The organism is Leptospira borgpetersenii serovar Javanica, assembly GCF_003046425.1.
GTDB classification, from domain to species: domain Bacteria; phylum Spirochaetota; class Leptospiria; order Leptospirales; family Leptospiraceae; genus Leptospira; species Leptospira borgpetersenii.
The window spans coordinates 82,761-105,814 of sequence record NZ_QAJG01000003.1 but is presented as its reverse complement, the minus strand read 5'-3'; the positions used below and the strand labels follow the sequence as shown (position 1 = coordinate 105,814).

General features: G+C 39.5%; 16 protein-coding genes. 10 read left to right on the top strand and 6 right to left on the bottom strand.

The genetic code is table 11. The features are described from left to right. Window positions 1-606: 606 nt before the first annotated feature. Window positions 607-1,038 (top strand): SET domain-containing protein, encoded by a 432-nt coding sequence (locus tag CLV95_RS03270; protein WP_002728321.1) that lies wholly within the window; start codon window positions 607-609, stop codon window positions 1,036-1,038. Between the two features lie 181 nt (window positions 1,039-1,219). Here CLV95_RS03270 and CLV95_RS03265 read toward each other — a convergent pair whose 3' ends face one another. The 5 genes from CLV95_RS03265 to CLV95_RS03245 form a co-directional block, all read right to left on the bottom strand. Beyond that, window positions 1,220-2,008, bottom strand: coding sequence for a glycerophosphodiester phosphodiesterase (locus CLV95_RS03265; RefSeq protein ID WP_026054828.1), 789 nt, complete (start codon window positions 2,006-2,008; stop codon window positions 1,220-1,222). Between the two features lie 152 nt (window positions 2,009-2,160). Then, entirely contained in the window at window positions 2,161-2,544 is a 384-nt protein-coding gene (locus tag CLV95_RS03260) for a phasin-related domain-containing protein (RefSeq protein WP_002728329.1), read from the bottom strand. Between the two features lie 540 nt (window positions 2,545-3,084). Next, window positions 3,085-4,029, bottom strand: coding sequence for a hypothetical protein (locus CLV95_RS03255; protein WP_002728318.1), 945 nt, complete (start codon window positions 4,027-4,029; stop codon window positions 3,085-3,087). 76 nt (window positions 4,030-4,105) lie between these two features. Then, window positions 4,106-6,160, bottom strand: a complete 2,055-nt coding sequence (locus tag CLV95_RS03250) for a motility associated factor glycosyltransferase family protein (protein ID WP_329522976.1) — start codon at window positions 6,158-6,160, stop codon at window positions 4,106-4,108. 117 nt (window positions 6,161-6,277) lie between these two features. After that, window positions 6,278-8,086, bottom strand: a complete 1,809-nt coding sequence (locus CLV95_RS03245) for a penicillin-binding protein (protein WP_002735600.1) — start codon at window positions 8,084-8,086, stop codon at window positions 6,278-6,280. A gap of 1,173 nt (window positions 8,087-9,259) precedes the next feature. On the opposite strand from CLV95_RS03245, the gene hrcA reads away from it, so the two are divergent. The 8 genes from hrcA to CLV95_RS03190 all read left to right on the top strand — a co-directional run bounded on the left by hrcA (window position 9,260) and on the right by CLV95_RS03190 (window position 20,693). Further along, the gene (hrcA, locus tag CLV95_RS03235) at window positions 9,260-10,288 is read left to right on the top strand and encodes a heat-inducible transcriptional repressor HrcA (RefSeq protein ID WP_002735581.1); all 1,029 of its coding nucleotides are present in this window, start codon (window positions 9,260-9,262) and stop codon (window positions 10,286-10,288) included. 13 nt (window positions 10,289-10,301) lie between these two features. After that, window positions 10,302-10,955: a nucleotide exchange factor GrpE gene (gene grpE, locus CLV95_RS03230; protein WP_002723296.1), complete on the top strand. Its 654-nt coding sequence runs from the start codon at window positions 10,302-10,304 to the stop codon at window positions 10,953-10,955. 34 nt (window positions 10,956-10,989) lie between these two features. Continuing rightward, complete coding sequence (dnaK, locus tag CLV95_RS03225) at window positions 10,990-12,927, top strand: molecular chaperone DnaK (protein WP_002735597.1); 1,938 nt, start codon at window positions 10,990-10,992, stop codon at window positions 12,925-12,927. 447 nt (window positions 12,928-13,374) lie between these two features. Continuing rightward, window positions 13,375-14,490 carry a molecular chaperone DnaJ gene (gene dnaJ, locus CLV95_RS03220; protein ID WP_002723290.1) on the top strand — a complete coding sequence of 372 codons (1,116 nt, stop codon included), beginning with the start codon at window positions 13,375-13,377 and terminating at the stop codon, window positions 14,488-14,490. Between the two features lie 300 nt (window positions 14,491-14,790). Next, entirely contained in the window at window positions 14,791-15,759 is a 969-nt protein-coding gene (locus CLV95_RS03215; RefSeq protein WP_002723284.1) for a Gfo/Idh/MocA family protein, read from the top strand. Window positions 15,760-15,782: 23 nt separating this feature from the next. Further along, on the top strand, window positions 15,783-16,331 hold the full coding sequence (locus tag CLV95_RS03210) for a YqgE/AlgH family protein (RefSeq protein WP_002723273.1): 549 nt from the start codon (window positions 15,783-15,785) through the stop codon (window positions 16,329-16,331). Window positions 16,332-16,397: 66 nt separating this feature from the next. Beyond that, the gene (locus CLV95_RS03205; RefSeq protein ID WP_002723288.1) at window positions 16,398-16,685 is read left to right on the top strand and encodes a hypothetical protein; all 288 of its coding nucleotides are present in this window, start codon (window positions 16,398-16,400) and stop codon (window positions 16,683-16,685) included. Window positions 16,686-18,554: 1,869 nt separating this feature from the next. Further along, window positions 18,555-20,693 carry an adenylate/guanylate cyclase domain-containing protein gene (locus tag CLV95_RS03190; RefSeq protein WP_002735536.1) on the top strand — a complete coding sequence of 713 codons (2,139 nt, stop codon included), beginning with the start codon at window positions 18,555-18,557 and terminating at the stop codon, window positions 20,691-20,693. Window positions 20,694-21,042: 349 nt separating this feature from the next. On the opposite strand, the gene CLV95_RS03185 is transcribed toward CLV95_RS03190, so the two are convergent. Then, a complete protein-coding gene (locus tag CLV95_RS03185) occupies window positions 21,043-21,654 on the bottom strand; it encodes a hypothetical protein (protein ID WP_002735625.1) in 612 nt (203 codons plus the stop codon). A gap of 745 nt (window positions 21,655-22,399) precedes the next feature. Between CLV95_RS03185 and CLV95_RS03175 the strand changes: the two genes are divergently transcribed. Then, window positions 22,400-22,621 (top strand): hypothetical protein, encoded by a 222-nt coding sequence (locus CLV95_RS03175; protein ID WP_016749451.1) that lies wholly within the window; start codon window positions 22,400-22,402, stop codon window positions 22,619-22,621. Window positions 22,622-23,054: the final 433 nt, after the last annotated feature.

Genomic DNA, 23,054 nt, shown 5'->3' with positions numbered 1-23,054 from the left:
TTTTGTATGACAAGAAGTTTTAAAGCCGTTTTGGTCTTTCATGAGGTCTTGAAAGTCTGTTTCCGGAATATAGAGGAATTTTATATCGTAACTTAACGTGAATTCGTAGAGAAAGTTTAGGCGAATCGTTTGCAAACTTCATAATTGAAACGCTTTCGTAAAAAGCGCTTCACCGGACTCGCGTTAACGTAAAACTTCGTTTGGTCTTACTTTAAATTTTATGAATAGAGTTGTTGAAAAATTCCATGATTCGGATTAACAAAACCGCTTCAAACATCCATTTCAACGAGGCAGAAACGGACAGAGAATTAATTTTTCAACAACTCTAATCAACTAACGAATCTTATGAGTTCAATCAGTCGTTACGTTTAGAATGAAAAACAAGCCGGTTTTGTTATGCTGTGTTTGATTTTTGGACTTTCTACGAAAATTTTGTGAAAACTATCTATAGCGGAAGATTTGGTCTTGGAAAAGACCGAACTTAAGAGATAGATCGTTATGAGAATTTCTTTTAAGATGGGAGTTCAGAATTCAGTTGCAAATTTTATACTCTTTTGGGAATGATAGCATAAATTCTGTTCGTATTCAGGAGTTTTAGTTTCAACGATGCAATTACGTAAGAAGATTTCGCGTTCCCGTATTTTCCATGAAAAGGACTTTGAGATCAAAGCTTCGTCGATTCCTGGGATCGGGATGGGGCTTTTCCCGAAAGAAAACGTAAACAAAGGTGATACTATCGGATATTATACCGGTAAAATTCTTACTGATAAAATTGCAAACTCTTCCAAATACTGCGAATCAAAATATTTACTTTGGATTTGTAAGGATCATTGGATTTACGGAGAGGGAAAAGAAAGTAATTATACTCGTTTTATGAATCATAGTTCTAAGCCGAACGTAAAACTTGTCGTATCCGTTCGTTGGAAAACGGCGAGATTCGAAGCGATCCGAAAAATAAAAGCGGGAGAAGAATTATTTTTCGATTACGGTGATGAGTATTGGGTCAATACGGACATCGACCCGGTGGAAAGAAACTAAAAGCCCGTTTCAAAGTTTTAGTGTGGGAATAGATGTTAGCGGACGGTTCCGACCTTGTTCTTTTTTGCCCACATGCGTGGGATTAATATAAAGTCCTAATGAGTCATGTCTGATTCTGTGGTCCGCATCAAAGAAAGATGTGCGAAACCGCTTTTGCGTTTATTATGCCGAACTCAAGTTTCTAAGAATATCGAAATTTCTTTTCCATTAACGTTCTCATTAATTTCGGAAAATTCGTAAAAAGACCGTCCGCTCCTCTACTTAAAAATCGTTTTATCTCTTCCGCCTCATTGACCGTATAAACGACGCTTAGGAAATTTTTTTCTGATATCGCCCTTAAATTTTCTTTCGAAGCATTTTCCGTAGAAGGATGAATACTCCACGCTTTGATCTTTTCTCCGAAAGCGATTGCCTCGGAGACATCTCTGTCCTCCACTAGAACACCTAATTTTATTTGTTGATCGAGTTTTCGAATCCTTTCCAAACATTCCCAGGAAAAAGAGGAAATTACAATTCGAGGTAGCAATCGAAACTGACGAGCCAAACCCAAGACACTAAGTTCGATTGAATTTTCATTCATGTAGGGATCCAAGGCAGTTGATTTGATTTCTATGTTCAAATCTGTTTTGGATTTTTGAATCAAACGTAATACGTCTTTTAAAAGAGGAACTTTTTCTTTTCTGAATTTTCGAGAGAACCAAGAACCCGCGTCCAATTCGTTTAGTATTTTAGCTTCGAACTTCCGAACGTTTCCTACTAATTTAGTGGTTCGATCTAAGTCATCATCATGAATGACTACAACTTCCCTGTCCTCGGAAAGAGTAACGTCCAATTCGATCAAATCTGCTTTTACTTGAATTGCCTTTTGAAACGCGATCATTGTGTTTTCAGGAAATTCTCCGCTGTAGCCTCGGTGTGCAAATACGAGAGGTCGTTCTAAATCGTTGCGGTCTTTGATATTTTCAATCATATTTTGAACTTGTCCCAAAACTAAGGAATTCCCGCAGGTTGTGTCCCTTTGACGGTTTTGAAACGAACCATGAATTCTCTCGGAGAATATTTTGAAAGAGGATTCAGGCGGGTTAAAGCAAGCCCGCCCGAGTAGGGAAAAAGTTACGATTCTTATTTAGAAACAGCAACTTTTCCAGAAGTGGTGTTTTTAATTGCCTCAGCTACTTCATTGATTTTTGCTTTTACAGCTTCAATTTGACCTTCAGGAATTTTATTTTTGATCTCTTCGGTGATTTTGTTGTAATTTTCAATAATCTTTGATCTGGTTTCTTCGTAGTTTTTTCCTGCAACGGAACTTACTTCCTTAATATCATTGATGACTTTATCAACGGTTTCACGGATTTTTACCGTTGTCTCAGAATTGTCGGAAGCTCCTTTTGTAACAAGTTCCAAGTACGTTTTTTCAAGATCGGCTTTCGCTTTACCCAGACCTTCTTGACTAGCTTTAATAAGTCCTAGGCCTGCGTTTAGAATATCTAGAATTTGTTTTTCCATTTTAATTTTTCTCCTTGAGATCAATTTCTTTGTGCATTGCACAAACCTTTTGTATTGCATCGCACAATTACAGTCAATAAAAAAAAAGCAAAACTTCCTCAAATTTTCAAAACTTTTCTGAAAATTTTAAAAGTGGTGAATTTGAATACGTAATCATTAGGAATTTGTCCTAAAATCTTAAAAAGCCTCTATAATATTTAAAGATGACAACCCTAGAATCGAATTTCTAAGGAATGTGAGTTCCTACATTTTGAAATTTTTGGAAGAATTGTTATTTTTTTAAAGGATACTTGATCGTTTTTTAAAAAAATTTTCAAAGCAAGTTATAGTGTAAAAGAAAGATCGAAATAAATTTTTCAAAAGAAGAAATTTATACGACCAAGGGAAGGTGATTTCCTAAAATTTATCTACAAACGAGTATTACGAAAAGTTTTACTCATCCCTATGAAAATAAATACCCATAAAGGTGTTTAATAAATTGCCCGTAATCTACGCGAATTACCGCGTTTTGTGGAAATTTGTGATGGTATTTCTACCAAGTCATGGGACGTAGCTATGTTTATTAAAGAGATATATAATATATGCAAGTACAAACGGTGCACTCACAACATCGGCTACGATTGTAAATGGGTAAAGCAAATAACCCAAACCGTAATAGATTATGTTGGTTGGACTAATGCTTCTGGACCGAGGGTTAAATGTTATATATAAAATTTGAGAAGAAGTCTGAGTCGAGGCAGACCAAACCGCATAATAGGCACTGGCACTTCGTTGTGAGTAAGCGAATGGTTCAGGAATAGTTACGAAGTAAATAGGAGGAGTTTGAGGAATTTCAGATACTGTAAGTAATTTCGTGTTCGATTGTTTGGAGCAGTCTGCTTCGGTTTGAGTACATACGCGCCGATCTCTGAAATTATTTCCGCCGTCTTCTTCCACTTTAGAACAATCTATCGCAAGAGTTCTGTTTTTAGAATCCGCAATACAAAGACCGTCATAGGAATTGAACCATGCTTCCTTAATGTCGGAGATTTTTTTTCTAATGTGAGTTCCGCGATAGATAATGAGGTCAATGTGATGATTATCCCTCAGATGAATCGCCTTTCCAAGATCGTAAAAAAATAACTTTTTTTGCGCATTTTCAACTCGTATCGACGAGTGAGATTCCCCGCTTTTAAATTCACATTCTTCATTGAGAGTTCGATTGATAATATCATAGGAGTATTCTTCACTTTGGGCGGCGTTTGTTTCGGGCTGGGGCGTACAATAACGTTGAAGTTTGTTTTCTCCTTTCATTGTGTAAGATATTTCTAAGATAGGATGATTTTTTTTCTGTAAGATTTTCATTTTGCTCATAGAAGGTCTTTTATAATCATAAAACGAAATTGTTTGATGAGTCTGCCACAGGTTTAGAGTCAGGCAGTTTACAAAAGGTAAAACAACGAAACAAAAACAGAAAATCCGAATTCGTCTATAAATAGAGGTCATAGTCAATTTCCCGATTCGAAGTAGTATGTGAGTAAAATTGTGCGAGTCAAATGAAATAATGTCTGATTGAAGCGTTTCAATATGAATCCGTTGTTCGACTAAGTCTCGTAATCGCCTTTCCGATCAACTTAGAATGGAGTTTACAGGCGTCTTCCAAACCTTGGTACAAAAGAAGACTTTTCTTAGCGATTCCTAATCTTTCGTTTTTCTTTTCTTCCAAATTTAGTCCGCCTTCGTACCCTTCGGTAATCATTAAAACGGTTCTTTGAATACTCATCCCCAGTATTTCTGTGAGGCCCTTACGGGAAGAAACCTCTTCGTCTATATGATCCATCTCTTTTAAGTGTTCCAGAATTTGATCCTTGAACTTATCTTCGGCTTGAACTTGGGAATACAGACGGGCCGAAAGGATTCTCCCTCTTGTAACTTTTTCGGAAAATCCCTTGAGTTGCTCGAACAACGTTTTCAATTCGGAAAGAATCTTTTCCTGTGTGTTGAACCGGTTTTTTTTGATGATTGTGTTTTTAATCGGAAACTCCGATTCGATTTTGTTTTCAACGGAAACGTAGTCCCTTTTTTTCTCGGGAATACTTTCTCTTACCGGTGGATCGAATCCGAACGTATCTGAAATTTTATGGATTTTATCTCTTGTCAAACGAACGAATTCTAAATCACATTCGTTTTTTTGCATGTATTCGGAAAAATCCGCGTTGGGAATCCCTTCCAGAATTACTCCGTCTTTTCCCAAATTGAACCAAGGATTTTTTTTCGGATGTTCTTCGAACCATCTTTTGAAAATGAGAAGTTTTTCATTAGTTTGTATTTCTTCGCCGCGGATCGACTTTGTCCGTTTGATGGGAAGGGCGGTCATTTGTTTGTGATTATGATATTCTCTTCTGAGTTTTCTGGATTCGATATGATTCAGTCTTTCTTCTAAAACTGCACCTTTACAATGCGCTAGTTTACCCGGAAAGGAAAGATCCTGGCCCACAAGAAGAATGTTCTTCGCTTCCATCTTTTCCGCGAGGCTCGTTGCGTTCGTCGAAACGGATCCTCCGAAATCGACGACTCCGATTTCCTCTTCCGGTTTGGAAGAAAGGATTTTAACCAACGGAAATGGAGAGGAAGTAAAAAAGCCTTTTTTGAATTTTCCGGGAAGCCGTAGAGAATGATAGGAAGAGGTTGGATCGAAAACGATCTTCGCATTTCCGTTATATCCTTCCAAGTATTTTGTATTGAGAGCCTGAGGATCCACGGAAAAAAATAGGTCGGGATCAATTCCCGCGTTCCAAAGAATTGTCAATGCAGTATCAACCGCAATTAGAATCAGATTTTTTCTATAGGTTCTAATATCATCCAAGGAAAGAATCAAAGAAGGTCCTGCCCCACAAACGAGTACGTCTACTTTGCCTTTGCAGAGTCCGAATAAAGAGCCGACCGGTTGCATTTGGGCGAGTTCGGGGAGATTGGAAATGAAATTCCGAGTCCAGATTTTTTCGAAACGAGTGAGTGTGGAGATGTTTACATCTTTTTTGTGAAAGAATCCTTTCGACATAAGACGTAGTTCTTCGTAAGAATCTTTTTTCCATTGATTGCTTCCTCGATGGGGAATAAAACTGATCGGAAAACCGGAAATTCCACGAAACGCAGCATAAAGATCCTGTTCTAAAATCGGGGCCAAAAGTATTCTGAGTCTTCCCGATTCTAAAAATTCGGAATAGTCGAATATGGAAAGCGCATAACGTATAATCCTAGGTTCGACTTCCATCCAGACCGCCGTTAGTTTTTTAAATTTTAAACTTTCCTGAATTACATAACCGATTCCCGCTCCGAAAAAAAGAAAGACTCTTTCTTCGTCCTCTTTTTTCAAACCTTCGAGAAGACGTTTGGCTTCCGTAATCGGGTCTATCAAGCTGTGTAATGCGATTCCATCCGCGGTCAAAACGGGATATCCGGTTTTGGAAGTTTTGATTTCCAAGGAAGGAGTCGAAGTACGAGACGTCGGCAACGATCCGGGATGACCGGTGGAATCCGAAGATTCGGACCTGCTTGAAGCCGACGATGATCCGGACTTATCTACCGAATCGGAAGATAGAACCGGCGATTCGGACGTTTTTGAAACTGTCGGCAAAAACTCGTTAGAAATTCTTTCTCCGACAGAAATGTTGAATACGGACAAACTTTTCAGATTTTTTTTAAGGATCGATTCATTCGTGGAAGGCTGCATTATCATTTAAGAATATAGCACTTACTTGAAATACAGATTCAGTCTTCCGTCTTCGGTTTTTTTCCCGGGGTCAGGTTCTTGTTTATAGCAAAATCCGCTTCCATGAAACTTAATCGGAATTCCCGAGGGTCTTAAAATTTCCAGAGCTTCCCGTTTACTTTTTCCGATGAGATTCGGAATTTCTCCCACGTTAGTTCCTTTTAGGTTTTTTCTTTGAAAATGTTTTAAAGAAACATTTAAGGTCCTTTCCCCTTGTTCTATGATAGGAATGATATTCTCGACAACTTCTTTGAAAACGGGGGCTGCGAGGCCGCCTCCCGAGTGTGTGCCGCCTTTTGGTTCGTCAAAAAGAATCAATCCTACGATTTTGGGTCGTTCTGCGGGAAAAAAACCCAGGAAAGAAGCCGACCATAATCCCTCTACATAACCTTTTCCTGATATAGCTTTTTGGCCCGTACCCGTTTTACCGGCGATGGAATATTCTTGAATGTAGGCGTTTTTTCCCGTTCCGGATTGAACAACTCTTGTCATCGCTTTGAGAATCTTTTCCGTCGTGTATTCGCGAATTCCGATCGGAGTTTCTTGAGTTTTAAATTCGTGAAGAATTGCTCCGTAAGAGTCGCTGAAATGAGAAACGACCCGGGGAGTCAGCATCCTTCCGCCGTTGGCCACCGAAGCTGCGGAAGCGACTAATTGAATAGGGGTCACCGAGATACCTTGTCCGATCGCCATAAACATGGAAGTTGCAGGGGTCCATTTTTTCAAAGGAGGAAAATAACCTGCTGATTCGTTCGGTAAAAATCCCGTCTTTTCTCCGAATTGAAACTTCTTCATGTAATCATAAAGTAAAGCTTCGGGGATTCTTTGGGAGGCTTTGATGATTCCCACGTTGCAAGAATACTGTAGGATTTCCTCTAAGTTCAGATGTCCATGCGCATTCGTACATTTGATCTTTGTTTTACCGAGCTCCACGTACCCGGGGCAGTGGAATTTTTCGTCCGGACGTATTAGATTTTCATTGAATAGAACGGAGGCCAGGAAAATTTTCATCGTGGAACCGGGTTCGTAAACGTGACGTATCGCCCAGTTCGTATGGGAGTCTTCTCCGGATTCGTTATATTGATTGGGATCGAATGCCGGGAAGGAAGCGGACGCTAAGATTTTTCCGGTATTGATATCCATCAAAATCCCGATAGCCTTTTTCGAGCCGGTTTCTTCGAATCGTTTACCGAGAGCCTTTTCGAGTTTGTATTGAATCAGGCCGTCGATCGTTAGATGAAGATTACTTCCTCTCGAAGAATCCGATTCGGTCGGAGTCATTAGTTCCTGATTGTATTGGACTTCCAAACCGGAGAGGGCGCGGTCGTCGTCCATTCCCGTAAAACCTACAAGACTGGACGCGAGGTTTCCGTGTGGATACACTCGTTTGTATTCTTTTTCTCTTCGTACTCCGGGTAGAGAAAGTTCCATAATCTTATTTCCGAGAGATTCGTCGATCTCTCTCTTTAACAGAAAATAACGACTCTTTTCCCGGATTATAGCTTCGATTTTTTCAGGAGGCATGTCCAAATACGGAGCCAACTGAACCGCGGTAAAGTTCGGATCATAGATGTTTGCGGGATAGATTCCGATCGTGGCGGAATCGACGGTCATCGCGAGTTCGATTCCTCTTCGGTCATAGATTGCACCTCGCATGATTCGATCTCCGGTTTTTAGAACTACTTCTCGCTCGTTCCAAAATGTGAGAAAAACGACCCTCCCGATGAGGATGCAGAAGAGAATACAGAGAAAAGAAAATAAAATTGTAAGTCTGGTTTTGTGGGATTTCATTCTCTTTTTACAGAATCGACCGAAACCTTGATTTCGAAAAGTGATGTTTCGAAATTACAGCCGACATAAGAATGAAATTTTTCCTTCCTCGATTGCTATGATAAAAGACGATCGTGGCAATTTGATCGAATAATCCTTAGAGTTTGTAATTTGAATTTAAAACTTGTCCCAAAACTTCGGATGTGGGAACTCCTACAAAAGTGTTCCAACAATAGGTCCATTTGAAAACCGATAAACTGTCCAAGGAACATGATCTGCGGGAATTCTCACGCTCTATTACGAGCTTATGAAATGATTGTGCTGATTTCTTTTCAAGTTTTGGGACAAGTTCTTAAAAACATGTGAGAAGTCAGACTAGTAAGGGCTTGATATTTTTGATGAAATAAAAAGGAATTCATTTTTTCGCTTTTTATGATCCTCGGTAAATTTTGGACACGCTGCCAATTAATTCTTCCTATTCTTGGACGAGATGCAAATTCTAAAATATTAAAAGTTTCACTTATCGGAGCGAGTAAATTATCTTTTTCATAATGTTTTTGAACTACTCGGACGCATAAAAATAGCACCGAAAATTAACGAGCAATTTTTGCAAAAATATAGAAGTCCTCACAAAATTGCGCCGAATTCAGAATGATCAGCTTTTTTGAAGAAGTGAATATTCTAACTTTTGAAACAAACTGGTTATGATATTCTGAGTAGTAGGAACAATTTGAAATCTGGTTCAGTGTAAGGTCCTGCCCCCCAGGATTATTGGGTCTTATAACGTTTTGAAATCTATTTTTCTCTTTATGGATGCTTCTTTTAATGTGTCGATTCATTCGAATTTAAGTTTTCTAAGCGGGACATAAGGAAACCCAAGTGAAAGGCTTTTCTATCGATCGGCGTTTCGGGTTAACAAGGCCGTATAGGTCTTAATAACTATCCTTAGAAAACCTAGGAACTCCCGCAAAATTGAATCCAGAAAAATACAATTTACTCCTTCAAAGTGTAAGGATAGAAACTATTTGTGTCGCTTAAGTTGTCCTTTTCCGGCACTCTCGTCTTTTCAATGCTAAAAAAACGAGGTTTTTGCACTCAAAACAAGATGAAACTACTTTCTTCCTTGACATTTTTCGTAGGAATTCGGAAACTAATTGTATGAATTAGCACTCTAACATTCAGAGTGCCAGAAAAATGGATCTCACAGAACGTCATAAAAGAATTCTAAAAGCCCTTGTAGACGAGTTTATCCAGGAGAATCGTCCTGTAGGTTCGAAAACCCTTTTTGATAAACACGATATTGGACTTTCTCCTGCTTCGATCCGAACCGTGCTGAAGGATTTGGAAGATTACGGTTATCTTGCGTCCAAACATACTTCGGGTGGGAGAATTCCTACGGAAAGAGGATATCGTTTTTATGTAGATTCGCTGGTAATTCTATACGAGCTGACTCTCAAAGAAAAACAACGGATCCAGCAAGAATATCTGAAGATGCAGTTTAAACTCGATCAAATTTTGAAGGCTACCGCTTCGGTGCTTTCTTCCCTGTCCAATGCGGCGGGAATTGTGATCGGTCCGGCGAAAAATTTGGACACTCTAAAACATCTCGAATTGATCCACGTCCGTGGAGACGAGATATTGATGATTCTCGTGATGAGATCCGGAACTGTTCTGCACAGAAATATTTTCGTGGATCGGAATTATTCCCAGGAAGCCTTGTATCAAGTCTCTAAATATCTGAACGACAATTTGAAAGGTTATGATATATACGAAATTCAGAATGTAGTCATTCCGAATCTTATGGTTCGAAGAGATGGACCCGAGGATTTTACAAGAATTGCGGAACTATTGTCTTCCGCTATGAACCCGGATAATTCCGAAGTTACTTTGTATATAGACGGATTTAAGAATCTTTACGCGAATTTTAGGGACGAAGAACAGCAACTTTCTCAAGTCCTTTCTCTTTTAGATGATCAGGGATTTTTGAAGGAATTTTTCTCCGAGTACATCGATCAGGACGGAGTATATACGATCATAGGAAAAGACGGGAATCGAAGTATGTCCGGCGTTTCCATCATCACTTCCAACTATAAGATGGGGGAAAAGAAGATCGGAGCATTGGGAATCATAGGACCGCAGAGAATGGATTACAACAGAGCCTTACCGCTCGTCGACTTTACGTCGAAACTCGTCTCCGAAATGGTGACTCGCATTAGTAAATAAGGGAGAGTAATGTATGGCCGAAACATCGAATTCGGAAAATAAAACTTCGGAAGAAGCAAAGGCCAGCGAGAAAAATTCTCGGTCAATAACATTAGAGGAAACTAAATTAGAGAATATGAATTCTGAAGAATCAACACAAACAACTGAATCGACGCAGGCTCAAGCTGCCGAAGCCGCGGATTCGGAACTTTCGCTGCAAAGCGAATTAGATGCCGCAAAAAAAGAGGTTGAATCCTTGAAGGATTCTTGGGCTAGAGAAAGAGCCGAATTCCAAAACTTCAAACGTCGTTCCGCACAGGAATTTGTTTCGATCCGTAAGGAAGCGGTCAAGTCTCTTGTGAGCGGTTTTTTGAATCCGATCGATAACTTGGAAAGGGTCGGCGCGACTCAAAGTCCATCGGAGGAATTAAAACCTTTTGTGGAAGGTGTTGCGATGATTCTCAAGGAGTTTTACGCCGTATTAGAAAAATCGAATGTAATTCGTTTCGATCCGAAGGGGGAATCCTTCGATCCGATGTCGATGGAAGCTCTTTCTTCGGAAGAGGGGGACCAATACTCGGAAGAAACCGTCATAGACGTGTATCAAGCCGGCTATTACTACAAGGAAAACGAAGACAAGTTTACGCTTCGGCCTGCAAGGGTTCGAATCGGTAAACCGAAATCATGATTAGAATCTCAGGGAAATATAAAGGAGAAAAACAATGTCCAAAGAAAAGATTATAGGTATCGATTTAGGAACTACTAACTCGGTCGTTTCCGTTATGGAAGGTGGTGACCCGGTCGTTATTCAAAACTCAGAAGGAGCGAGAACAACTCCTTCCATCGTAGCATTTACCGCAAAAGGAGAGAATTTGGTCGGCCAATTTGCAAAGAACCAGGCGATCACTAACGCGGTAAATACGATCCGGTCCGCGAAACGTTTTATCGGACGTAGAATCAGCGAATGTGAATCCGAAATGAAACATGTCTCCTATAAGGTCATTCGTTCCGGTAACGAGGGGGTGAAATTCGAAACTTCCGCGGGAGAATTCACTCCTCAAGAAATTTCAGCCCGTGTGCTCATGAAAATGAAACAGACCGCGGAAGACTATCTCGGCCAAAAAGTAACCAAGGCTGTGATTACCGTTCCTGCTTACTTCAATGACGAACAACGTCAAGCGACTAAGGATGCGGGAAGAATCGCGGGTCTTGAAGTGGAACGGATCATCAACGAACCTACCGCGGCCGCTCTTGCTTACGGTTTCGATAAGAAAAACGTAAATTCTAAAATCGCGGTTTACGACCTTGGTGGTGGAACGTTCGACATTTCCATTTTGGAGCTTGCCGATGGAGTTTTCGAAGTAAAATCCACAAATGGAGATACTCACCTCGGAGGAGATGACTTCGACATGGCGATCATGGAATGGATGATCTCCGAATTTAAGAATCAAACCGGAATCGATATTTCTGCGGATAAGAATACAGTTCAAAGATTGAAAGAAGCCGCTGAAAAGGCGAAGATCGAGCTTTCTGGGACGATGTCTACCCAGATCAATCTTCCGTTTATCACTGCAGATGCATCCGGTCCGAAACACTTGGATATGACTCTTTCCAGAGCTAAGTTCGATCAACTGACCAAGTCCCTTGTCGATCGTACTCGGATTCCTTGTGAGAATGCCCTTCGTGATGCGGGCTTAAAGGCTTCCGATATCAATGAAGTGATCTTAGTGGGTGGTTCGATTCGGATTCCTGCGGTTCAAGAACTTGTTAAACAGATCTTCGGAAAAGAACCGAATAAATCCGTAAACCCGGATGAAGTAGTTGCGGTTGGAGCTGCGATTCAAGGTGGAGTATTAGCGGGAGAGGTTTCGGACGTTCTTCTTCTCGACGTGACTCCTCTTTCTCTCGGAATCGAAACCCTCGGCGGGGTGATGACCAAACTGATTGAAAGAAACACTACGATTCCTACGAAGAAATCCCAGGTATTTTCTACTGCGGCGGATAACCAATCTGCAGTATCGATTCATGTTCTTCAAGGCGAGAGAGAGATGGCTTCAGCGAACAGAACTCTTGGCCGTTTTGATCTGATCGGAATTCCGCCTGCACCGAGAGGGGTTCCTCAAATCGAAGTTACTTTCGACATAGACGCTAACGGAATCGTACACGTGTCGGCAAAAGATCTTGGGACCGGTAAGGAGCAAAAAATCAGAATCGAATCTTCTTCTGGATTGTCCGAAGACGAAATTCAAAAGATGGTCAAGGACGCCGAAGCTCACGCAGCAGCGGACAAAGCCCAAAGAGAAGTGATTGAAGCGAAAAACGAGTTGGATACGCTTGCTTATTCTCTTGAAAAGACTGTGAACGAAGCCGGGGATAAAATCGGAGCAAGTGAAAAACAACTTGCAACGGACGAAGTCAAGCGCGCGCGCGAAGCGATCGAAAGTAACGATAAAGCAAGAATGGAATCCGCGAAAGCTTCTATTTCTAAAATTGCCTCCGATATCGCTACTAAGGTTTATTCACAAGGCGCACCCGGTGCGGAACAGGCCGCAGGATCAACCGGTCCCGATCAAGGACAGAACGATCAAGGCAACTCTGGGAACAACGGAGAAAAGGTCGTCGACGCGGATTACACCGTGGTGGACGATGAGAAAAAGTAAACGTGGAACAATTCGTAAAGAACATGACACGTGAGTTTTTCGAAACGATTCGTAAAGAGCACGTGCAAGTTCTTTGAAGTCCAGTTCGTAAATGAAGGAGAATCATCAGATCCAATAGTTATCGTTTTGCGAGTCGATTTAGGCTTCACCGTTGTGAGAATTCTCACGATGGTGAACTAAAATTCTATAATCAAACTTAAACGTATGTGTAACGTACCCACATAACGATCGTAGGTTGCAAAATCCTGGCTTTGATGACTGTGGTTCTTGATTTTGGAAATTTATTTTACGGAGTAGAATTTAAGTTTTGGAACATCGAAAAACTTTGAATACAAACCGCGTATAAAACTAAAAACTTTTTACTCGGTTTTTTGGAATCATCGAAAGTGTTGAAAACAGAGTCGGAAAGTAAGAACGAAACATTCAACGCAAGTTTGGAATTAAACAATGAGTGAAAGAAGTTACTATGATATTCTTGGGGTTTCCAAGAGCGCTAACGACGAGGAAATCAAATCCGCTTATCGTAAGTTGGCTATCAAATATCATCCCGATAAGAACAAGGGTAATAAGGAATCCGAAGAAAAATTTAAAGAAGCCACTGAAGCCTACGAGATCTTACGGGATCCAAAAAAACGTCAGGCTTACGATCAATTCGGAAAGGCCGGTGTCGGAGCCGGGGCGGGTGGATTTGGTCAAGGCGCGTACACTGATTTCTCTGATATTTTTGGAGACTTTGGGGATATCTTTGGTGATTTCTTCGGTGGCGGTAGGGGCGGTTTCGGCGGTGGAAGAAGATCCGGTTCGCAAAGAGGTTCTGATCTACGTTATAATTTAGAAGTTTCCTTAGAAGACGCCGCACTCGGCAGGGAATATAAGATCGAAATTCCTCGATTGGAATCTTGTGGGGACTGCAACGGTTCCGGAGCGGCGAAAGGAAGTTCGCCAACTACTTGTCCGGATTGCGGCGGTTCCGGTCAGATTAGAAGAACGCAGGGATTTTTTTCCGTGGCAACTACTTGCCCTACTTGTAGAGGAAAAGGGACGACGATTTCTAATCCTTGTAAAACTTGCGGCGGCCAAGGTCTTCAAGAAAAACGTAGAACGATCAATATCAAAATTCCTCCGGGAGTCGAAACCGGTTCCAGACTCAAAGTATCCGGAGAAGGGGAGGCAGGACCGAACGGCGGATCTCACGGAGATTTATATGTGGTCACTCATATAAAGAGACATGAACTTTTCGAGCGCCAAGGAAACGATCTGATTCTCGTTCGGAAAATTACTTTGGCTCAAGCGATTCTTGGAGCGGAAATCGAAGTGCCGACAATCGACGGTAAAAAGGCTAAAATGAAAATTCCGGAAGGAACAGAATCCGGTCAAGTGTTCCGGTTGAAAGGCCACGGAATGCCGTATCTCGGTGCTTATGGAAAAGGAGATCAGCACGTAGTTGTGAAGATCGAAATTCCGAAAAAGATCACGAGAAGACAAAGAGAATTGATAGAAGAGTTTGCAAGGGAGTCCGGAGAAAACATTCCCGGATCCAAAGGAAAAATCTTTACAAAGTAAAAAGAATTCGGTCTTTTTTCATTCTTTAATTTGAGAATATAAAAAAGATCGGTTTTTACTAAAGTATCTCTATAAAATGAATTTGATGATCACAAAATGATAACTTCATTTAGGAATTTAATTAGACGATCACTGTCTTCGGATTTTTTAGAGGTTATTTAAAGGTGAATCCTAATCTTATCTATTTCTTAATGATGAGAAATTACCAAACCGTAAAATTTTTAGGACAAACCTTTGTAAAAAGTCGAGAAGACATTTTTCGAATAACACAACCTGATCGCAAAACTAAAAGGAAATACAATGACAGAAAGAGTTAAACTCGGCGTGATCGGAACCGGTCATATGGGGCAGTATCACGTAAATGTTGCCAAAACCCTTAACGACGCAACCCTGGTTGGAATTTATGACTCGGACTTAGAAAGAGCAAAACAAATCGCGGAAAAACACAAAACTTTGTCGTTCTCTACGATCGACGATTTGATCTCAAAAACGGATGCGGTAGTTATCGCTGTTCCCACTTTTTTACATCACGAAATTGCAAAGAAAGCTTTGCAAGCCAACAAACACGTATTAGTTGAAAAGCCAATTGCGGAAACTACCGAGCAGGCCAAAGAACTCGTAAAAATTGCCGCAGACAAAAATTTAATTCTTCTTGTGGGTCATGTGGAGCGTTTCAACGGTGCAGTATTAGAATTAGGTAAAATTGTAAAAGATCCCTTACTTATCGAGTCGAGAAGGCTTGCACCTTTTAATCCGAGAATCAAAGACGTGGGCGTCGTTCTTGATATGATGATTCACGATATTGATATCGTGTTAAATCTGGTCAATTCTCCCGTTAAAAAGCTTTCCGCTTCGGGGACCAAAGTATTGTCCGCTCACGAGGATGTCGCAAACGTCGTACTTGAATTTGAGAACGGATGTCTCGCAAGTATTACCGCGTCCAGAACGACTCAAGCGAAAATTAGAACCTTGAATATCACTCAGAAAGACGTATATATTATGCTCGATTTTACGGATCAGGAAATCGAACTGCATAGACAAGCTACTTCCGATATTCTTCTTTTATCCGAAGAGATTAAGTATCGGCAAGAATCGATTGTGGAAAAGATTTTTGTTCATAAGGATAATCCGCTCAAACAAGAACAGGAACATTTTATCCGTTGTATCAGAAAAGAAACGGATCCGATTGTGAATAGAAATTCCGACGTTTCCACTTTAGAAATCACTTATCAAATTCTTTCTGAAATCCACGGAACTTCTAAAAAGTAATCCGGTCTAAAACTGGTTAAAATATGGAAGAAACTTATAACGGAAAAATTCTAATCTCCAACTCTTCGATCGTTATGGACTATTTCAACCAAACGGTTATCTTAATGGTGGAGCATGACAATCAAGGCGCTTTCGGGTTGGTACTGAATAAAAAACAGAAGGCGTTCATCGGAGACGTAATCCAAGGAATTCCGGATCACGTTAGTCATACTCTTCCGATTTATTCCGGCGGTCCTGTGGATCCTACTTTTATATCAGTGTTGCACGAAGACAATAAAATTTCTCAGCCCGGAATTGAAGTGATTCCTGGTTTATATCTTGCGAGAAGTTACGATACTCTCCTGGAATTATTGAAATCCACTTCTAAGTTTCACGTATACCAAGGATATTCCGGTTGGAGTGCCGGACAGTTGGAAACTGAGATGAATCGTAAGTCTTGGGTAGTGCATGAAGCCACAAAAGATTTTGTCTTAAATCAAGATCCTGAAACAACATGGCAGGAAGCTCTCAAAAGCAAGGGCGGGATTTATAAGTATTTTGTCGAACACACAAAAGATCCTATGTTGAACTGAAACCGTTTTTTTAATCTTTACAGAGAAATTTGGATTATTATGATCAAAAAACAAAGAGGTTAAGGTATGAAAAAGTTTCAAAGTTTGTTTTTTATTTTTATGATTCTAATTTCTTTATCCCTGATCGAAAATCTTTTTGCAGATGGTTGTTATATTTGCACTTCCGGGTCCGCGGATCATTGTAGGGACTATTGCAGATATATTGGTTCCGATACATTTGATAACAGAAAGAAATGTCAGGACAAAGGTTGTAAAGTAGGCGGTACCGCTTCTTGCCCGACCGCTTCCAACTATAAAGTTTGTTCCGCTAAGGCGAGTGTTTCTACTTCGGAATTTTTTGCTTCCAACCATTAGTAAATTCTCATATGATCTAGGTATCTTTCGGGTATGTGTGTTTTATTTTTCTTTGGAAAGTCGTTTGCGAGGTTAAATTTGCTTTTTAAGATAATGGCCTCAAAAATTGAACGGCAATGAAGCACTTTTCAAAATAGACAAGAACTGTAGGAAAATTGTTCTCTTTGGACTTAAAGCCCGTTTCAAAGCCTTAAAAAGAAATCAATTACAAATCATTGAATCAGTTTGTAATAAAAGTGTATGAGTTTCCACAAATTGCGTTCCCTTAAGTGGTTCTATGGGTTTTCGAACGGATTTTATTGTCGTTAAATTTCGTAGATTTCGAGGTTTCGGACAGACTCAAAATTAAATGTGAGAACTTCCATATTTTTAGTCTTTAGAAACCGAAGATAACCAAAGTTCTATCTTGGCAAATATAGGAATTTCTACCTTTAGAAAGGTTTTCTTAACTTTCTCCACGAACTCATGATATTGATCATTTCGACTATTTTTTAGGCACGACTATTCAAACAGTGCGTAACAAAATGTAGAAGTTTCACATCGGTTTTTTGAAAAAGGCTTTTATAAAAAGTTTGGGCGAATCCAGTCTTAGCAAACAAAGGCCGGCTCCAGTCAATAAGTTGCATGAAAAAAACGTAATGTAATATTTCGTCTCTAGTTACAATTTATTATAGAGTGCGATTTGTCGAACGATCCAGGAAACTCAGCGAATGCCTTTCTAAGGATCCGCATTCAGGGAGTGAGTCGCTTTAGTTCTTCGGAGCGGACCCGTAGGAAACGATCCATTGAGTTCAGGAAAACTCTGCGGCTTGAGTTTGAAATAGCGTTCGCATTACTCATCTCTATAAAATTGAGTACCGTTAATTTTATCGCAAAACACTGATTCCATGCAAAATATTAGGTACTTTATTATATAATTATGAGTAGTTCTACTCGAACACATGAAAAAAATACTATGATGAGCTTATTTCAAAAGTTAGAATATTCGATCTTTTTCAAAAAAAGCTCGCAATTCCGGATTAGACGCGATTTTACGAGGACTTGCCGCATTTTTATAAAAATCCCATCTTAATTTTTGGTACTATTTTCATGCGTCCGAGTAGTAACCCACATTATTTGTTTGTAGAAATCCTTGAACAATTTTAAAAATTTTTCCCTGCGAATTCCTCCATGAGTTTGATGCAGAGACATTCTGAAAATATCGATTTCAGATATAGAATTATGATTATTTAATGTATTTTATTCGCTTTTCTTTGGATCCGCCTATCGTAAGCTCGGAGCATCTTCCGTATTGTTCTGGAAATAATTTTCAAAAATGCTTTTTTATCTATCTGAGAATGAATTATATTTACTCGTTGGCCATTGCTTCGAAATTTGTTGATGGATTTGCTTTGAAGGCTTCCAAGGAAGTATATTAAACTACGTGATGTTTCCTTGTATTTTTTGATATGATACTTTTATCGATTCGGGTAATCAATTATGGGTGGTGGATTGTCCGGATCTGTGATGGATTGGATGCGTTCGATCGAGAAAAAGGATGGGTTGTGAGGTTTTGGATCGAATTCAGTCAAAAGATATGATTGTTTAATTGTTTTTAATGAATATTCTAACTTTTATCCGTTATGTCCATGGATACGAAAAAGAATTTGAAAATAAAATTTCCAATTACGAACAGAGAAATTTCAAGTAAACTTCGTATTGTCTTTACGGGGTTGCGGAAAACGATAAACTATGGTAGTATCTCGAAGACGTTCATACTTGTAGACCGTTTCTTTAGGTAATCGAATGGAAATACGCTTCTGATGTGTGGAAGTGGAATATTCAACTTGACCGACTTCAATATTGGAGAGGAAAATTAAGAAAAGTTTCATGATACGATTTAGTTTTTTCCAAAGACAAATTTTACTTTTTTTCGGACTCTTTTTTGTTTTAAATCAATGTACGTTAGAATTGGAACGTCCTCAAGTTTCCGTTGTTTCGGGAGTTATCGATCTTTCTTCTTGGAATTTTGAAAAATACGGTCCAGTCGCGTTGCAAGGAGATTGGATTTTTCGTTGGAAAGAATTTGTTGAAGATCCGGAAATAAACCCAGAAAAAAATAGACTCATGCCCGTTCCCAAAGCTTGGACTCGAATCCAAGAGCCGCATGGAGAAAATTATCCCGGAATTGAAATTGCAACATATTTTTTGAAAGTGATTCTCCCTAAAGATCTAAGTTCGACGAATCTTGCGATTTTAGCGGAAACCTCCGAAACAGCATACGAGGTTTGGGTCGATGGGGTTAAAATCGGGGCTCAAGGTATTCCCGGAAAAACTTTGGACACATCCACGCCCGAATGGAACGTAAAAATTTTACCTTTTCAAATTCAAAAAAAGGAATTTCAAATTCGAATTCCCATTTCTAATTTTTATCACGCCAGAGGCGGATTGACTGCGCGTTTGATACTTGGAAATGAGGATCAAATCATTCGACTCAGAGAAAAAAGGATGACTGTAGACGTTTTTCTTCTCGGGTTTTTAATCGCGATGGCGTTGTATCATTTCACTCTTTATTTTTTAAGAAAGAAGGACGCGGCTCTTTTGTATTTCGGGGTCCTCTGTTTTGTGTTTTGTTTCAGAGAAATCAGTACCGAACAAAATCTCATTCAAGTGATTTTCCCCGGTGTTCCGTATCTTGTTCATATGAGGATCGTTTACCTAAGTTTCTATCTGATTCCTCCGATTACGTCGGCGTTTTTGAGAGCTTTATTTCCGGAGGAGCTTAAAAAAGAAATTCATTATATTGTCGTTTTTATCGCTGCGATTTTCTCTTTGATCGTCGTTTCTCAGGATTCTGTTTTCTTTACTGGGACCATCGAATACTATTACGTGTTTACGTTTTTATGTTTTGCGGTCGGGTTTTACGTGTTGGCACTCGCATTAATCCGGAAAAAAACCGGTGCGATCGCGATCCTGATCGGAATTTTCGCGGTCTTTCTTGCATATAGTCAGGATATCTTTTATAATAAAAGAATTATACCTACATTTATTCTTGCTCCTTTCGGATTGATCGCTCTCATATTTTCTGAAGCTTATCTTCTAGCTAAGAGGTATTCTATGGCTTTCAATGCCGTGGAGGACGTGTCTGAAAGTTTAAAAAAGGTGAATTCTTCTTACAGACTTTTCGTTCCGAAGGAGTTGTTAAGAATATTAAATAAACATGATGTTCTGGACATTAAACTCGGGGATATTGCGGAAGAAGAAATGAGTCTCCTCTATAACGAAGTCCGAACTTTTTCCGATTCTTCCGAAAAGATGACAGGAAAGGAGAATTTTAAATTCATCAATTCTTTTTTAGGTAGAGTCGGTCCGGTGATTCGTGAAAGAGATGGATTTATTGATAAATATTTTGGAGAAGCTTTTTTAGCGTTATTCCCTCCCGAACCTGAAAAGGCTTTGGAAAGTGCGGTCGAAATTCAACGAATTTTAAGGGAATTTAATCGAGAAAGAATCGCCAACGGCAAGGATCCGATCCGTTCCGGAAGTGGGATCCATACCGGACCGATTTTACTGGGAACCATCGGAGAAGCGGAAAGAATGGAAAGTACCGTCATTTCATCTTCTGTGAACGTTGCTTCAAAAATAGGGCAACTTTCGAGAATGTACGAATCTTCCCTGTTGATTACTGATTCTACTCTATTTCGCTTAACAAATTCATCCGAGTATTTCTATCGGGTTGTGGACCGGATTCAGATTCGGGATCAAAGAAGTGTTTATACTGTTTTGGAGGTGTTCAATGGACTCCCGGAAAATTTAATCGATTGTTATATGAATACAAGGGAGGAATTCGAGCGCGGGATCCTTTTGTTTAGAGAGAAACATTTCGAGGAGGCATGTGTCGTTTTTAATCGAATCCTGGAAAAAAACCGGGCTGATCAAGCGGCAAGAGTATATTTGGAAAAGTCCGTGCACAATTGTAGGTTTGGAGTTCCTGAAAACTGGCAGGGGGTCACACTATTAGGAGATTGAATGAAGGTTCTATTTCAAAATCTCAGATTCGGGAATTCCTACAGAGACTCGAACAACAATAAAATTTGTTCGAAAGCCATGGATTTTTTCAAAGAAATGTAATTTGTGGGAATTCCTACGTTTTATTACGAATGATTAGAACTGGTTTGTTCAGGTTTTGGGCGGGCTTTTATTCGTTTTCGAATAGATTTTATTGTTGTTACATTTCGGTTGAAGTTTCTATGTTTTAGATGTCAGTGGAATAGTTCTGACTTTACTCTTTTTTCCCCACAATGTGGGGTTAAGAAAAAAACGATTATTTCCAATTCTCATTTTTGAAAGATCGGAAAAATGAAATGTCTCTATAACGTTATACGGCGATCTCGTTGAAGAAGGTAAGGAGATTCGGCTCTTCCTGAGCTTTGAGATAGTCCAAAGATTGTTCGACCACCGAATCCAAATAATAGACATAGTTTTTATAATTTTTGAGAAATTCTTTTGTCATTTCCGTTTTTTCGAAAGGAATCTTCCCTTGAACGATCAGTTGGAAAAGAGCTAAAATTCCAAAAGCCGATTTGAGAGGATCTTGGTTGGTGGCAATTTTCAAAATCTCATCTAAATCCACTTCGGAAAAAGAAGGTAATAAGTCCGCGATCAATTCCAAAGCCCCGATCGGAATCTGGCGATCTAGAGATTTGACATAATTGATCATGATACGATATGCACGATTGTCCCCGATCCTGGAAAGAATTTGAAATACGCCTGAAAGAAGTCTTTTATGATAACCCCAAGAAAGTCTACCTGAATCTGCGTTACGCATTACTTGGTATAAAAAACTCCACACGAACTTGTCGTTTTCGATTGCCTTGTTTGCAAGTTCGGAAAGCCATTCATCAAAAGAGGGATTTTCTATTTCTTTCGAGAGAAATTCCACCAGTTCAATTGGATTTTTTGTTTCAGGTATTTGATTTTCGGGGATCATAAACATGATTATCGTATAAAGCAAAATCATTTTCCATTCTTTTTCTTTGGAAAGAAATGAAATAAATCATTTTGTAAATCTTTAGAGTGAACACTAACGTAAAAAATGAAACCTGGTCCTGGAATTTTCCCTTGAGCCTTAATCTTAATGAAAGTCATAAGAAACCGAAAGCAAAAAATTCGGATTTATTACATAGTTAGGTATCTTGAAGCAAATCCATATTCAGACTTAGAGCCGGTCTCAAAACCTCCAAAATGTGGGAACTCCCACGAAAGCTTGACAATAATAAAACCTATTCGAAGGCCGATGATCGTCAAAGGGGAGAGAACTTTTCATTTTATGAAAAATTCAAAATGAATATTTCTGTAGAAGTTTTAAGACCGGTTCTAAGTATCCATGATACATTGTAGTGATAGAAATTCTAAGTTTGTAATGAATGCAATTATCAAAGGCGGTGTTTGAGGAAAAATGGCTCGTAAGTTTTTCAAGTTCTATATAGGAATATTTGAAAAGGAAATTACTACTCGGACGTATGAGAACAATACTATGATGAGTTTATTTCAAAAGTTAGAGTGTTGGATCTTCTTCAAAAGAGCCGACAATTCCGAACTCGACTTAAGTTTTGAGAACTTCTATATTTTTGCAAAAATTGTCCGCTAATTTTTGATACTATTTTCATATGTCCGGATAGTAAAATCTTTTTGACACAAAGAAGTACTTCTTGAAGGATAAAAAGCGGGCCCATATGAATTCTCTTTCAATTCAAATCTTTCAAGATATCTATCACGCTTCTCAATCGGGAAAGATGATGACTATGGAGACTTTGGAAATCAATACTGCCAAACCTGCACATCAACTCAGACCCCATCTGGAGGATTTGAAAGAGTCCAGGTTCGTGGTCGAACATCCGGAAGGTTTTGGAATTGCTCCGTCTGGAGTTTATTATTACAAAAGCCGTTGGGGTTAAAAATAAGCAAGTAGCTCCTCTTGAACAATTATAAATCTCAAAGCATTCTTGGTATTCATTACGGAATTCATTCTCAAGGATACGAACTATGCTCTATCGATTGTAAAATCGTCTCGAATCTTTTCCCGACGAAAAGAAAATTGGGAAAAGGTTCCGTCGTAAATATCTGTCAGTTATTCCACGATATATTTGCAAGAAGAGGGGCTGGCATTAAAGAATTCGAATTCAGGATAAGCTGTAAATAACGTGAATTCGGTATAACCAATACGAAAACGATTACTATGCTGCGACCCGTAGAGTGCCATAACCTTACCCACAAATACTTGGATCTGAAGATAAATCTGTCGGAATTACTACAAATCCTCTGTGAAATTTACGCCCCACCCTGATTTTGGGTGGAGGGGAGAGGCGGTGGGAAGACTCGGGAGGTTTT